This is a genomic window from Thiomicrorhabdus sediminis, assembly GCF_005885815.1.
Classification (GTDB): domain Bacteria; phylum Pseudomonadota; class Gammaproteobacteria; order Thiomicrospirales; family Thiomicrospiraceae; genus Thiomicrorhabdus; species Thiomicrorhabdus sediminis.
The window spans coordinates 791,449-805,925 of record NZ_CP040602.1; the positions used below are offsets into that span (position 1 = coordinate 791,449).

Annotated in this window: 13 protein-coding genes; 5 read left to right on the forward strand and 8 right to left on the reverse strand. The window is 43.6% G+C overall.

Features of this window, described 5'->3' with window-relative positions; all coding sequences use genetic code 11:
- Positions 1 to 26: 26 nt before the first annotated feature.
- The 4 genes from FE785_RS03625 to FE785_RS03640 all read right to left on the reverse strand — a co-directional run bounded on the left by FE785_RS03625 (position 27) and on the right by FE785_RS03640 (position 6,047).
- Positions 27 to 2,528 (reverse strand): putative bifunctional diguanylate cyclase/phosphodiesterase, encoded by a 2,502-nt coding sequence (locus FE785_RS03625; RefSeq protein WP_138564468.1) that lies wholly within the window; start codon positions 2,526 to 2,528, stop codon positions 27 to 29.
- A 248-nt stretch (positions 2,529 to 2,776) separates the two neighbouring features.
- Positions 2,777 to 3,493, reverse strand: coding sequence for a copper resistance protein B (locus FE785_RS03630; protein WP_238696352.1), 717 nt, complete (start codon positions 3,491 to 3,493; stop codon positions 2,777 to 2,779).
- Positions 3,494 to 3,518: 25 nt separating this feature from the next.
- Positions 3,519 to 5,546 carry a copper resistance system multicopper oxidase gene (locus tag FE785_RS03635; protein ID WP_138564469.1) on the reverse strand — a complete coding sequence of 676 codons (2,028 nt, stop codon included), beginning with the start codon at positions 5,544 to 5,546 and terminating at the stop codon, positions 3,519 to 3,521.
- A gap of 123 nt (positions 5,547 to 5,669) precedes the next feature.
- Entirely contained in the window at positions 5,670 to 6,047 is a 378-nt protein-coding gene (locus FE785_RS03640) for a hypothetical protein (RefSeq protein WP_138564470.1), read from the reverse strand.
- Between the two features lie 274 nt (positions 6,048 to 6,321).
- Here FE785_RS03640 and FE785_RS03645 point away from each other — a divergent pair, with 274 nt between their 5' ends.
- The gene (locus FE785_RS03645; RefSeq protein WP_138564471.1) at positions 6,322 to 7,674 is read left to right on the forward strand and encodes a S8 family serine peptidase; all 1,353 of its coding nucleotides are present in this window, start codon (positions 6,322 to 6,324) and stop codon (positions 7,672 to 7,674) included.
- A gap of 106 nt (positions 7,675 to 7,780) precedes the next feature.
- On the opposite strand, the gene FE785_RS10920 is transcribed toward FE785_RS03645, so the two are convergent.
- From FE785_RS10920 to FE785_RS10930, 3 genes are read right to left on the reverse strand one after another with little or no spacing between them, the layout of a single operon-like run.
- Positions 7,781 to 8,674: a cupin domain-containing protein gene (locus FE785_RS10920; protein ID WP_275115355.1), complete on the reverse strand. Its 894-nt coding sequence runs from the start codon at positions 8,672 to 8,674 to the stop codon at positions 7,781 to 7,783.
- The gene (locus FE785_RS10925; protein ID WP_338065107.1) at positions 8,583 to 8,876 is read right to left on the reverse strand and encodes a sugar phosphate nucleotidyltransferase; all 294 of its coding nucleotides are present in this window, start codon (positions 8,874 to 8,876) and stop codon (positions 8,583 to 8,585) included. Before FE785_RS10925 ends, FE785_RS10920 begins: the two co-directional genes overlap by 92 nt.
- Positions 8,846 to 9,178 carry a sugar phosphate nucleotidyltransferase gene (locus FE785_RS10930; protein WP_275115356.1) on the reverse strand — a complete coding sequence of 111 codons (333 nt, stop codon included), beginning with the start codon at positions 9,176 to 9,178 and terminating at the stop codon, positions 8,846 to 8,848. The genes FE785_RS10925 and FE785_RS10930 overlap by 31 nt, the downstream gene beginning before the upstream one ends.
- Before the next feature lie 331 nt (positions 9,179 to 9,509).
- Here FE785_RS10930 and parA point away from each other — a divergent pair, with 331 nt between their 5' ends.
- The 3 genes from parA (at position 9,510) to FE785_RS03665 (ending at position 11,758) form a co-directional block, all read left to right on the forward strand.
- Positions 9,510 to 10,142: a ParA family partition ATPase gene (gene parA, locus FE785_RS03655; protein ID WP_138564472.1), complete on the forward strand. Its 633-nt coding sequence runs from the start codon at positions 9,510 to 9,512 to the stop codon at positions 10,140 to 10,142.
- Positions 10,139 to 10,450, forward strand: a complete 312-nt coding sequence (locus FE785_RS03660) for a hypothetical protein (RefSeq protein ID WP_138564473.1) — start codon at positions 10,139 to 10,141, stop codon at positions 10,448 to 10,450. Before parA ends, FE785_RS03660 begins: the two co-directional genes overlap by 4 nt.
- 186 nt (positions 10,451 to 10,636) lie before the next feature.
- Positions 10,637 to 11,758 carry a nicotinate-nucleotide--dimethylbenzimidazole phosphoribosyltransferase gene (locus tag FE785_RS03665; protein WP_138564474.1) on the forward strand — a complete coding sequence of 374 codons (1,122 nt, stop codon included), beginning with the start codon at positions 10,637 to 10,639 and terminating at the stop codon, positions 11,756 to 11,758.
- A gap of 7 nt (positions 11,759 to 11,765) precedes the next feature.
- Here FE785_RS03665 and FE785_RS03670 read toward each other — a convergent pair whose 3' ends face one another.
- Positions 11,766 to 13,595 (reverse strand): putative bifunctional diguanylate cyclase/phosphodiesterase, encoded by a 1,830-nt coding sequence (locus FE785_RS03670; RefSeq protein WP_138564475.1) that lies wholly within the window; start codon positions 13,593 to 13,595, stop codon positions 11,766 to 11,768.
- 462 nt (positions 13,596 to 14,057) lie between these two features.
- On the opposite strand from FE785_RS03670, the gene FE785_RS03675 reads away from it, so the two are divergent.
- The gene (locus tag FE785_RS03675) at positions 14,058 to 14,405 is read left to right on the forward strand and encodes a hypothetical protein (protein ID WP_138564476.1); all 348 of its coding nucleotides are present in this window, start codon (positions 14,058 to 14,060) and stop codon (positions 14,403 to 14,405) included.
- The last annotated feature ends 72 nt before the right edge of the window (positions 14,406 to 14,477 follow it).

Below are 14,477 nucleotides of genomic sequence, written 5' to 3' on the forward strand. Positions count from 1 at the left end.
TTGCCTTAAATTTTTGCGCTCGTGGTTTATTGCATGCTTAAAAGCCGTCTGAATTCTTCTGGGTTAACGGGTTTACTGAAGTAGTAGCCTTGGACTTGATCACAGCCATAGCTTTTAACTATTTCCATAGCGGTTAGTGTTTCAACGCCTTCGGCAACAGTCGTTAGTCCTAGGCTATGTCCTAAGTCTATAGTCGAGCGAACAATTTGCTGGTCATTCTCATCTTGCTCGATATCAATAACAAACGATTTATCAATTTTCAACTCCTGAACAGGTAAGCGCTTGAGATAAGCCAGAGATGAAAACCCTGTTCCGAAATCATCTATGGATATTTTCACCCCGAGTTTGTTCAATTTATTCAATTGGTCAATGGAAAGAGATAGGTTTTCCATCATGACATTTTCGGTAATCTCCAACGTTAAAAACTCGTAATTCAGATTGAACTCTTCCATGAATTCTTTGACCTTCGAACATAGGCCAGTGCTTGCAAGGTCGCGGACTGATAGGTTAACAGAAACGGAAATCGGATAACCTTGTCTATGCCATTTACTGCATTCTGCGATGGATTTTTTGAGTATTTGTAATGACAGCCTATGAATCACGCCCATTCTTTCTGCGGTTTCGATAACTTTGTCTGGTGGTACATAGCCATGGTTTTTGTGAATGAAACGTAATAATGCTTCGGCACCACAAATGCTTCCAGTTTCGAGATTTATCTTAGGCTGAAAATTAATCTCGAATTGTTCTAGTTCGAGTGCTTCAAGCAGGTCATTAACCAATATGAGCCTGTCTTTGCTATAGACGTTTTGATTAGCATTGTAAAGAGAATAGCCGGTTCGTTTACGTTTGGAGGCGTACATGGCCATATCAGCGCATTGCAAAATCGTTTCGGCATTCAGGCCGTCGTGAGGAAAACCAGCTATCCCAATGCTTATACTGATGGAGACTTTTTCTCCATTCAAATTGAAAGGATGGGCGATATCTTCGATGATTTTTTCAGCTAAAAAGGCAGCCTCTTCCTTGTTTGTATCAGGTAATAGAATAGAAAACTCATCGCCGCCAAGTCTCGCTAAAGTATCCGATTTACGTATTAAGCGCTTAACCCTCTTTGAGACCTCAATCAGCAAAGAGTCCCCTGAGGCGTGTCCGAGCGTGTCGTTAATATCCTTGAAATAATCCAAATCCATGATGAACAGTGAAAAGGTTGAATGCTGTCTTTCCGAGGAAAGTAACTGATATTCGATACGTTGGTTTAATGAAAAACGATTTGGAAGGCCTGTCAAGTGGTCGTGAAGTGCTTGATGTTCCAGCTCGTTTTGTCTTGCGGAGACTTCATTATCCATTTCAACGAAAGCTTCAATGAGTCGGGCCATCTCTTTCGTTTTTGCCGGTTTTATTTTCGGTAAAGTCACTTCTAATGCGCGTGAGCGTAATGCCTGAGTGACTCTATCAATAGGTTTGAAAATGGCCCATTCCATCGATAATAGAATGAAACTGATGATGATTAGATATAAGCTGATGATCCCGTAAATCAAATAATTGAAAAATGCATCGCTTTTCGATAATTGATTATCTAGGTTTTGTTTTTCATCTCTTAATACCTTTTCAAGCTGGTTACAAAGGATTGTGATGTTGGTAATGAGTGGCAGAATATCATTTTGCATAATCATGGCATCTGATCGCCATTGATTATTTTCGGACAGGTTTCGCATCTGTAAAAAATTGTCGATCCAGTCTTCTGATATCTTGTGGATGGATTTTACTGTCGGTAAACCTTCAAAGCTGTCTTCTTCAGCATAAAACTTTTCAAGTTGATTGAGATTCTTTTTAAACAGTTCATACATATCGGCGAGACTGCTTCCCTGTTGTTGAAGTATTTCGGTGGTAAATGAAGCCAGGCGGTTAACCATGTAGATTCGGGTCTGGGAAATGGCTTCAGACCAAAGAGTACGAGTTTTCAATAAAAGAGGGTAAAGTTCTTCATTGGTCGGTTTGAGGCTTTCAGATTCGATTTCCAATATTAAAATCTCGAACCCCGATTTAATGTTGTCTTGTTGAACCTCCATGATATTGGCTGAAATATCCATTGCAGGGTACTGTTTGTTGATATCCAGTCGATACTCTATGAGGCGTTTTATCTCTTTGTTGAGTTTTTCGAAATTTAGCTTAATCGGATTTACGGTATTCGCTAAGTCAACATGATATGGATGTGTGGATTCATTGAGTTGGTTAAGCGAGTCGATGGATTCTGAGGTATAAATATCGATATTTTGAGTTAAGTGCTGGTTAAGGGGATCAAGAAGGAAGTGGTTGATGTCTCCATTAATGTGTAAAAGATAATCTCTGACCTCTTTGAGGTTGGCTTGTTCATTCAAAACACCTTCATACCCTCGATTAACAGTGTTTTTTGTATTCAGTGCCTTAAAGTAGGCTGCAGTGATTGCCGCAATAACCAAAAGGCCGATTACTATGTTGAGCAATACGTAACGTTTTCTTAGGCTGGGTAGTTTTTTTTGTGAAGTACTCATAAATCATCGTTGGGTAAGCTAAATCAAGTTTAGCGTATTTAAGTTATATTCTCTTTTGGATTCTTGTAATAGAGGGCTAAACATGAACGAATAATCTATGTTCGTGCTTACATTCTAGTACTTAATTAGAGTCTGCATTATAAAAACTCTAAATGTCTGTATTCATTTAATAATTTCATGGGAAGGCCTTATATCAAATGGGTATGGGCAAAACATCGCACTTTTGCCCATACCTTTTTTTAATCAAATCAGAACCAGAAACGCACCCCGGCAACGACGCTTGCTTCTTGTTCTTTGCCGCCTTCTGCTTTGACGTAATCTGCAGTTGTGCCAAAGAACTGGTTATAGGTTAGGCCGATATAAGGCGCAAATTTGCGCGTGATTTCGTAACGCAGACGCAACCCGATATTTAGCTTAGATAAGCCGGAGCCCATCCGCATTTGTTCGTTATCAAAGGAGTAGGCACTCAAGGCGATACTGGGTGTGAGTACCCATTTTTGAGTAAATAAAGCCTCATATTCGGATTCTAGGCGTAAACCCAAACCGTCAGAACTTGCCAGCAACAGAGCATTGGTTTCAAAGAAGTAAGGCGCTAAACCCTGTATACCGATTGCCGCCCAGGTCTGATTGGATTCCGGCGTGGTGTCATATGCCACGCCAAGCTGTAAATCCCAAAACTTTTCGACTGGAGTTGAGTACAACAGTTGGTTTTCAGACTCTATTTCTCCGTGTGCGCTTTCGCCTTCGGATTTAATGTATAGCTTATGCCAGTCTTTTCCGACCCAGGCCGTGGCAGCCCAGGCCGTAGGGTTGTTATCCTGGTTACTGACTTCTAGGTTATCCATTAAAAAATAAGCCAATAACGGATCCCTTTCTCCGCCCGCTTGCGCATTAACGGTCATGATGGTCATGGCAAAGATTGATTGAAAAAAAATTGTGGCCGGTTTTTTGATTAAGTATTTCATGATGTCTTTCCTTGAATTCTGTCGATTATCGAATTTGTACGCGTCTAAACATGCCCATCATGTGATACAGCATGTGACAGTGGAATGCCCAATCACCGCGTGCATCCATGGTGACTCTATAGCTGATTTTGGCACCGGGTTGAACCACTATCGTGTGCTTTCTAGGAATGTGGTTCTCATCCCCTGTTTCCAAATCGCTCCAGACGCCGTGTAAATGCATTGGGTGATTCATCATGGTGTCGTTAATAAAGGTGATACGGATTCGTTCACCGTATTGAAACTTTAACGGCGGCGCTTCATCAAAAGGAATGCCGTCAATTGACCACATGTAACGTTCCATGTTTCCTGTCAAGTGGAGAACAAGCTCTTTGGTGGGTTTTGGCTCGTGGCGGGTAGGGTACAGGTTTTTAAGGTCTGCATAGGTTAACACCTTGCGACCGTTGTTACGTAGCCCGACCCCAGGATCGTCCAAGCGATAGCTGGCACCGGTTGCACGCATATCAATCTGCGGACCTTCTTTTCTGGGAACCTCTATTTGTGGGAGGTTTGGGTTCATATTCATTGGCATCATAATGGAATCGAGATCTACATTCATGGCTTGTGCGCTGTGTGAATGAGCGGAGTGATCGACATCACTGACATCCATGCCCATTTGCATTTGTTCAGACGCTAAGGCGTGACGGTAATCGGGCGATGAATATGAGCTTTTCGACATGTCATGACCTGAATGATCGATGGCATTATTGTTCATCGTTTCCATGTTGTGGCCTGAGGAGTCCATGGGGTTATCACTCATCGATCCCATGTCGTGACCGGAGTGGTCGGTGGCAGTATCATTCATTGAGCCCATATCATGACCCGAATGATCCATGCCCTGCATATCGCTATGATCCATTCCCATATCGGTCATGGTTAGAATCGGTAACGGATCCATTTCTGGAGCCTCTGCTATTTGGCTGGTATCGGTTGTCAGGGAGCCAATAGCGTATCCGGTGCGATCTATAGACTGGGCAAAGATAGCATAGGCGGTTTGTTTGGCTTCAGGTTCGATAATGACATCGTAGGTTTCGGCGACACCAATCCTAAACTCATCGACTTGCACAGGTTGAATCAAATTACCGTCGGCGGCAATAACCGTCATTTTTAGGCCTGGAATGCGAACATCAAAAAACGTCATCGCTGCGGCATTGATAAAGCGTAAACGCACTTTTTTACCGGCTTCTATTTGAGCACGCCAATGGGCATTCGGGGATAAGCCATTCATCAAATAGGTATAGGTGGCACCGGACACATCAGATATATCGCGATCAGTCATTTTCATGGTATTCCACATCTTTCTGTTTTCCCACGCCTTAGAAAAACCGAATTGCGAGATTTCGTCAAAAAAATCGCCGACCGTTCTTTGCCCGATATTATAAAAATCCCCCATTTTTTTGAGATTGGCATAGATGGTTTCAGGAGCCGTGTCTGACCAATCGGAAAGTTGCACGACATAGTCATAGTCGGAATGGACAGGTTCGCTCTTTCTTGGCAGGACGACGATTGCACCGTACACACCGGTCTGTTCTTGGTATTCCGAGTGGCTGTGATACCAGTAGGTTCCGGTTTGTTGAAGGGTAAATTGGTAAGTGTAGGTTTCGCCTGGCTTGATGCCATCAAAACTGAAACCTGGCACACCATCCATATGGGTTGGCAGGATTATGCCATGCCAATGAATGGATGAGTCGACATCCAATTCGTTTTTGACCCTTAAGGTAACGGTGTCTCCCTCTCTAAACACTAATGTGGGTGCAGGCAAGGAACCATTGATCAGGGTGGCGATTCGCGTTTTTCCGGTAATATTGACACGTTTTTCGGCAATGGTTAAATCAAACTCGGTACCGCTTAATAGCGTTTGCTGAGAATAAAATTCCTCAGTGTTGCGGGAGATAAATTCATCTTCGGCCAAGGCATTGGGAATTCGTGCTCCCACTGCGGCGGCGGTAGTGGCTACAGCCATACCATGAACAAATTTACGTCGTGATAATTGAGTGTTATGAATAGTCGTCTTCATGACCTAACTCCTTAAAAGCAAAATATATGAAATTCAATTAATGGTCTTAAGGCGAAAAATTGGATTGTTGCTATTTGCTTAAAGTGGGTAAGCAGATAGTTTCAGTCTGGGTTTTAGCGCCTCTTAGGCGATAGGTGAAGGCGGCGGGGTTTCCGGTTCTGTGTAACGTGTATTGAAGTCAAAGCCACGCAAATCGGTGATTGATTCAATGGTGTTTTCATTTAATTCGACAAAACCTGGATGGTTGAGGTAGGCATTTGAAGCGTGCACTGACAGGCATTGGATATCGTTACAGGAATCCGCACAGCTGTTTTGAGTTGCTGTGGCACCGGTGTCGGAAAGAGTACATGTCATGCGGCTTTGCATCTCTGGTATGGAACCATGCAGCATTTGCATTTGAGTCTTTTGCGCCGCATTCATCATAGACATATCTAACCCAGCCCATGCCGAACCGGCAAAGCTTTGCAATAGATACAATATGATGAGAAGCTTCTTAAACATCGTTACACTCTAGAAAATGAATTTGAGCTACAAATTCATATTACTCCTTTGTATTAAAAAATCAACAAGTGTCAAAATCGTAATTTATCCATTGGTAAGTGTGATTTTTGGGTTGTTGAGTTATCTCTTTGATAGCAAGTTAATCGCCCCTTAAAGTAGCGATTAAGTCGATGTATATTTTTTCTATAATATTGTTTTATAAATACATTTGATTAAATACTCCTCTGGTTAGCGAGATAATGTACCTATGCTCTGATTATTTGGGGAGAGTGTTATGAGATATATCATCGTTTTATTTATAGGCAGTTTGTTTTTCGCAAACTTGTCGTTTGCGGGAACGAACACGCCGCCCTTCAAAAGGGGCGAGGTCGCGGTTTATGCGATACCTAGCCAACTTTCCTCGTTTGAGGTCAAAAAGCATTTACCGCTTTCCGGTATTTCCATATTAAACGTAGAGCCTGGTAAAGAGTTAGGGTTGATCCAACGCTTGCAGAAGTCCGGTAAACGTGCCGGTTTGAATCTTATCGCCAAGCGTTCGCTTTCCGATCCTTATTATCCTTTGCAGTGGCATCTTCAATCGGTTCAAGCAGAACAGGCTTGGCAGTTCACTACGGGTAATAATGTTGCCGTGGCAGTGCTAGACACGGGTTTAAAACCGGGGGGGAATGATGGTGTGCGGGTTTGCGAGCCTTTTATCGGTAAAGACATTGTGAGTAATGATAATGACCCGAACGATGGCGATGGTCACGGTACTCATGTGAGCGGCACCATTGCACAGAATAGTGATAACGCCACCGGTGTGGCAGGTTTGGCCTATGGTGCCTGTGTTGTGCCGGTTAAGGTGTTAAATGATAGTGGTTCCGGTAGCTTTGCCGACATTGCCGAAGGTATTTATTATGCGGTAGCTAACGGTGCCAAGGTAATTAATATGAGCCTGGGAACCAATGCTCGTTTTGCGCTAACAAACGACCCCATTATGGACCCAGCGCTAGATTATGCCTTTAGCAAAGGGGTCACCGTTGTTGCCGCATCCGGAAATGATGGGCACCGAAAAAATGTTAGCTATCCGGCAATCTATCCAACGACCATAGCGGTTGGCGCCACCGATTATCGTAATCAACTGACCCGTTATTCAAACCAGGGTCAAGGTTTGGATATGGTGGCACCTGGCGGAGATGTGAAGCGTGATGATAATGGTGACGGTTATGGCGATGGTGTGTTGCAGGAAATGAATGCCGGTACTTGGAATTATTATTTTTTAAACGGTACTTCCATGGCAAGTCCCCATGTGGCCGCTGCGGCGGCGTTATTATTGGCTAAAGAACCGAATTTATCGGTTACCCAGGTCAAGCAGCGGCTATTTGACTATGCTCAGGATCTAGGTAAGGGAGGGTATGACAGCCAGTATGGTCATGGTTTATTGCAGGTTTATAATTCATTAAGCAAAAGCTCGACAAATAACCCTCCTCCTGTAAGTGGGGATGATGCTGACGGTGATGGCTATACGGTAGCGGATGGCGATTGTGATGATACCGATGCCTCGATTCATCCCGGGGCAAACGATACACGAGGTAAAAAAGGTCGTGACGGCATCGATAACGATTGTAACGGTATTATCGATGGCTAGATTTTAAGCGTTGCTTGATTTGGCAGCTTGGGCTTTTCAAATAAAAAAGACGCCAACCGTATAGGTTAGGCGTCTTTTGGGTCTTGTGGAGTGCTTTTGATTTTAGTTAGCGACCATAATCATCGTCGATACGCACTATGTCATCTTCACCGGTGTATTCACCGACTTGGACTTCAATCATTACCAGATCAATTTGACCTTCATTCTCCAAGCGGTGAACCTGGCCCATTTTGATATAGGTTGATTCATTCGGACGCACCAGGAAGCGTTCCTTATCTACCGTGACGGTGGCGGTACCGGAGACAACAACCCAGTGTTCATTACGGTGAAAATGTTTTTGTAATGACAGTTTAGAGCCAGGTTTTACGGCAATGCGTTTTACCTTATAGCCTTCGGAATTGATCAAGACTTCATAGGTTCCCCAAGGTCGGTGTGCCAAGCGGTGTACTTCGGCCATTTCAGGCTGAGTCTTTTTAATCTCGGCAACCACGTTTTTTACCTTTTGCGAACTGCCTTTTTTGGAAATCAGCAAGGCATCAGCGGTATCGACCACCAGTAAATCATCGACATCAATCAACGCGATTTGACGGTCGCGTGTCACCAAAAGGTTGTGTTTGGAATCAACGCAAATCGGCTCCAAGGCTTGAGTGGAACGAGGCAACACCGCATTGTTCTGAGTGCTGTCTTTTAGCTCATCATAAAGGGCGTCGAAGCTGCCGACATCCGACCAACCCATATCACAAGGAATTACTTTGACCTTTTGAGATTTTTCCATCACGGCATAGTCGATACTGTCTTCAGGAATGGCTTGCATCGCTTCTAATGAAATATTAATTTCATCGCAATGTGGATGCGCCGGCAGGGCATTCAGACAGGCCTGGTAGATTTCCGGTGCATACTTTTGCAATTCACCAAGAAATACCCCCGGCTTTGAAACAGAACATGCCGGAGTTCCAGAAGTAGTTGCCTTGCTCAATATAGTTTTGGGCTGTCTCGGCATCAGGTTTTTCCTTGAAAGATAAAACATCATTGCCTGGGTTTTTATCAGCCTCAATATAACCAAACCCCGTTTCAGGATAGGTTGGTTTAATACCAAAAGTAACCAGGTAATTCTCTTCGGCTAGCGTTTTGGCTTGTTTTACCGCCTGCTGGTAGGCTTGCAGGTCTTTGACTAGATGATCCGAGGTGGTGACAAATACAATATCGTCTCTTTATCAAGGCTTAAACAGGCGAGTGTAATCGCCGGTGCGGTATTACGGCCTACAGGTTCAAGCAGGAATTTGTTGTCTTGCATTTCAATTTGGCTAAGTTGGTCAACCGCTAAAAAGTATTGTTCGCGGTTGGAAACAATCATAGCCGAATCGCACAGCGGTGCATTGCGTTGTAGCGTTTGCTGAAAGAGCGATTGGCCCTCAAAAAGTCTAACGAACTGTTTTGGAAGCATGGTGCGACTCAAAGGCCATAGACGTGTGCCTGAACCACCGCAAAGAACGATATTAATCATAGTGTTGTTTTCATTGTCTCATTGAGCATGTAAAAGCCGAATTCATCAGGCTTAAAGGATTCTTAAGTGTTGTTGAGGTAATGTAAGTGATTTTTGACTGATTTTCTAGTCAATCTGTTTAATTGATAATCTATTGGTTATATAAACAGGGAATAGATAACCTTTATATTGCTGAATGCAGAGAAAGCCTGCTTAAATAAGCCCATTCAACACTAAATTAGAATTGCAATTTTTCAACGCTATGTATAATAGGGATATTTGCATGAGTGCCTTATAAAACTGGCTATTAGCTTGATATATAAGGATGAATTAAACAGTATTTGGAAACCATATGACGGCTAGAATTTTTTCAATCGCAAACCAAAAAGGTGGTACTGGTAAAACCACATTAAGTATGAACTTTGCAGCAGGCTTAGCGCGAAGAGGTAGAGTCTTAGTTGTGGATGCCGATCCACAAGGTTCAGCCGGTCAGTGGAGCAGTTTGTCGAGTGATGATAAGCCGTTTCCTGTGTCAGTGATTGCCGTAGGTGGTTCTTTAGGCCGTGAAGTCGAACGTTTTGCCAAAGATTATGACTTTATTGTCATTGACTGTCCGCCCACTTTGGAAACCGGCATTATGCAAGCTGCGATGCAGGTTTCAGAAGCGATTTTAATTCCGGTTCTACCATCGCCGGTGGATTTATGGGCGAGTATTCGCATTGCAGATGCAATCGAACATGCCAGAATCCGTAATCGTAAATTAAAGCCGTATTTGGTGATCAACCAATTAGAACCACGAAGCGCCTTGTCTAATGCGATGAAAGAAGCATTGGATGAGTTTGATATTCCAGCCTTGCAGTCAGGTGTGCGCCGACGTGCAATATACCGTAATGCCGCTGTGGAAGGTTTAAGTGTATACTGTATGGGCAAACGCGGTGAAGATGCGGCAACAGAGATTGATCAAATTATTGAGGAGGTACTATGACTACCAGCACAACTAAAGGTTCAAAGCTAACAGAAAGCTTACGTCGAGCTAAAGATCAAAAAGCCAATACTGAAACGACAGCAGCCGAGGCAAGCGAAACCAAGTCGGCAGAGACAGCGGCGCAAAAGCCAGCAGCCAAAACCACCACTCGCAAAGCTCCGGCAAGAAAACCGGCGGCTAAAAAAGCGACACCAGCTCGAAAGCCAGCGGCTAAAAAACCGGCTGCCAAACCTGCACCAAAAAGTACAGCAACGAAAGAGCCTGCGGTAAAACGTCTAGAATCATCGAATCGTCGTTGGCCAGATTAATTCGCGTTAAACGGAATCGACTGCCATCTTATAAAACCGGGTTTCTTTTCGGGAACCTGGTTTTTTTATGTCCGAAATTCGACGCTTGTTCCCGTACACGACAACATTGGCGGTTTTTTTCTTGTCTTTGATAAAATAACCATTCATTTTTCGTCCAGTAAAGAGAAGACCCAAAAAGGATTTGTAATGATTAATAGACTGTTTTGTGCAAGTAAACCGCTGGATGAAGAAGCCGCACATAAGGTACTGGAACAACAACTGTCATTGCTGTCCTCAGAGGGGGCTTTGGGTCGTATTGAAGAGATTACCGTGAAACTGGCGGCACAGCAGGGCAAAACGAATCCTTCGCTGGAACAGGCTTGGTTGAGTATTTTTGCCAGTGATCACGGTTTTTTCGATGATAAGTGTCAAGACGATGAGCTTTTGCCAACAATGCAAAGAATCAACAGAATCTGCCATCAGAGTGCGGCAATAAGTCCGCTTATTAACACTTTGGGGTTAAAGTCTGAGTGGATTGATGTGGGAGTCGATGCTGAGCTGACGGATTGTCCCGATTGGTTAGACGAAAAAATCGCCCCTGCGACTCAAAGCCTATTTGGGCAAGCAGCCATGGATCGATCTCAGCTTTTGTCTGCAATGCAGGTTGGCATTGATGCGGTGGAAAGAGCGCATCAAGCGGGGGCGGATATTTTTATTGGTGGTGAAGTCGCTTCCGGTAATGAAATCAGTGCCTTAGCCATCGCATCGGTGCTTAGTGGTAAAACCGCCCTGGAGTTAATCTCAAGTAGTGGCGAATTTGTTTCTCGTGCTGAAAAACGCACCGCCAGTGAAATTGATGATGCGGTTGCTCTGCATCGAAAGGAATTACAATCTCCGCTTTATATTCTGCAGTATCTGGGTGGGTTCGAAATCGCCGCCTTAGCGGCTGCTTATATACGTTGTGCCCAATTGGGGATGACCATGCTGATTGATGGATTTGTCGCCACGGTTGCCTTATGGTTAGCAGATATGATCAGCCGTAATGATCAGCTGGTGGATTGTGACAGCGTGGAAACGCTCTATCGTCTTGGTAAATACTCGGTTCCGGAAACGATGTTTTGTTTGTGTGGTACCTGTCCTCGGCTGGTTGAATGGAGCTTTTTTGCGCAGCAGTCCGCTCATCCCGCACACGCTGAAGTCCTTGATATATTGGCGGCAGAGCCATTGTTAAGTTGGCAGATCAAGCAGGGAGAAGCCTTAGGCGCACTAATGGTTTTGCCGCTGTTGAAACAGGCATGTGCGATTAATAACGGTTCGAATTTTAAGTAATGCTCTACTAATGACGACAGATGTCTGCCGAGAGCATATATTTTTCCATTTCAATGGACGGTAACGGGCGGCTGAAGAAATAACCCTGCAGTAGATCGCAATGGTAACTGGAGAGGGCGTCAATGTGTTGTTGTGTTTCTACGCCTTCGGCAACAATTTTATAGCCCAAATCATGCCCTAAAGAGATAATCGCTTTGGCAATCGCCGCAGAGTTCTCATCTTTATCCATGGCCATGACAAACGATTTATCGATTTTTAACACCTGAATCGGCAAACTTTTTAAATAGGCCAAGGAGGAGTAACCGGTACCAAAGTCGTCAATGGCAATATCAATGCCGATATTGCGTAATGCCTTGAGGTTTTCAATGGACTTAAGTGGGTCATCCATTGCGGCCGATTCAGTGATTTCAAACTCAATCAGCTGCGGCGGCACCTGAAACTCATGTAAAGCCCGCTCGACAGAACCAACAAAGCCTTGGGTTTGCAGTTGTTTGGTTGAAATATTAATGGCAATTTTGATGCTCGGCAGTCCTTTCTCTTGCCAGCTTATCAGCTGGGCAAAAGCGCTCTTGATTACCCATAGACCGAGCTCGATAATTAAATCGTTATCTTCTGCAATGGGGATAAATTTTTCCGGTGAAATAAAGCCCAGTTCAGGATGGTTCCAACGCAGCAGGGCTTCGACACCACACAACCGATTGGATTCCTGAGTGATTTTAGGTTGATAATAGAGCTCCAACTTATTCTCGGCGACAGCCAGTTTCAGTTCCCGAGCTAAAATAAGTCTTTCTTCCACCGCTTTATTCATATCTTCGGTAAAGAATTCGTAGTCACCTCGGCCCAAGTCTTTAACGTGGTACATCGCGGTATCGGCATTTTTCAATAGTTCGGCGGCGGAAAGGCCATCATTCGGGTAGATGGCTATGCCGATGCTGGCTGAGGTTTGTGCTTTATGTTTTTTATCAATTTGAATCGGTTCTTCCAGTGCCGTAAGAATGTCTTGCGCAAGTTTTGCCGCAATAATGGGGTCTTCCAAAAATGGAATCACGGCAACAAACTCATCACCACCAAGTCTGGCAAGAATAGTGCAATGTTCAGCAGTCACTTCGGTTAGCAGTTGACCAATTTCAACCAGCAGTTGATCACCACCTTTATGTCCGTATGTATCGTTTATCGGTTTGAAGCGATCCAAGTCAAGGAACATCACCGCCAACTGCGCATTTTGATGTTCAGCATTATCAATCTCATGTTTTAGACGGTCATATAGGCTATAGCGATTCAGCAAGCCGGTTAAAGAATCATGGTGTGCCAGCTGATGAATCTGTTTTTCATACTCTTTTTTCAGGGTGATATCTTCACTGATCGACAGATAGTGACGAATTTCGTGGTTCTCATCAAAAATAGGTGAAATGGTCACATGTTCAAGGTACTGCTCGCCATTTTTTTTATTGTTATAGATTTCACCATGCCAGACCTGTCCGCTGGTAATGGTCTCCCAGAGGTTTTTATAGGTTGAATCGGGAGTCAGGTGAGAAGATAAAATACTGGTTTTTTTTCCTCTGATCTCGTCTGCCTGCCAGCCGGTTAACTGGCTAAAGCTTGGATTGGTGTATTCAATAATGGCATCGGTGTCGGTAATAATCACCGCATTCGGGCTTTGTTCTATAGCAACCGAGAGTTTTTTAATTTCATTATTGGTCTGTTGCAGCGACTGATTGATGTTAAACAACTCAAGACTTTTACGTTCCAGCAAGCGTTCAGCCGATTTGCGCGCTAAACGTTCACGGTTCATGCGGCGACTTAATTGAGCTTGTTGTTCAGCATTGAGTGTATTCATAAGTGTTCTGGGAGTCGTTTGTTTAATTTGGAAGAGGCTGTGGCCTAATTGTTTAAGCTTAAACCTTGAATGCAGCACAGTCGTTTACTGATCAGCATGCAAGTCTGTAGCGTGCTGTGGAAAATAATTAAATAGGGTTGTGTTGTCAGCTGGTAGTTAAATAATTACCAGATAGTTTGAGTGGTTTAACTGCGATTGTCGACCGTTTTTTACCAAAATAGCTTTTTTTTACCCAATTTTCTTACTGCGATATGAGCCGTTATTTTAATTGAATAAGGCGAATAAAGGTGAGTTTTGCCCGTTATTTTGCTACGGTGAAAAAATTATTGTGATTGACCTGAGTATGACTAAGTAGTTGAATAATAGATGATGTCACTGAGCCTTTTTAAACTTTGGACAAGGTAGATTGCAAGTTTTCTGCGGATGTTACGGCTGGATGTGATCTTTGGCAAGGAGGTTTATATGCGTTATTTCAAAGATGGAAGGAACCGCAAGGTTTTCGCGATTTCTCCAGACCAAGAATACTTGATTCACTTGGATTGGATTGAAATATCAGCCGAAGCCTATGAACAAGTCTTGCTCGAAGTCCAGCAAGCAGAACTCGAAGTGACCCATAGTGGTATTGAACCGAATCAAGCAAGAGTCGATCAAATCATGGAACGTTTGATCGAGATTGATGTCGAATCGATTCGCCCTTTAAGGGCAATTGCCACCCATACCGATGTATTACTGGATCATCAAAGACTTAAACGTCTGAATGAAGAGCGGCAAGCTTTGATTTTAGAGTTAGGGAATAAGCGCAATTTATAAAAACATCATCGATTGATCTTTATAACACTCGTATCTAATTCGATTATCCTATAAATGTATGACGACAACCTA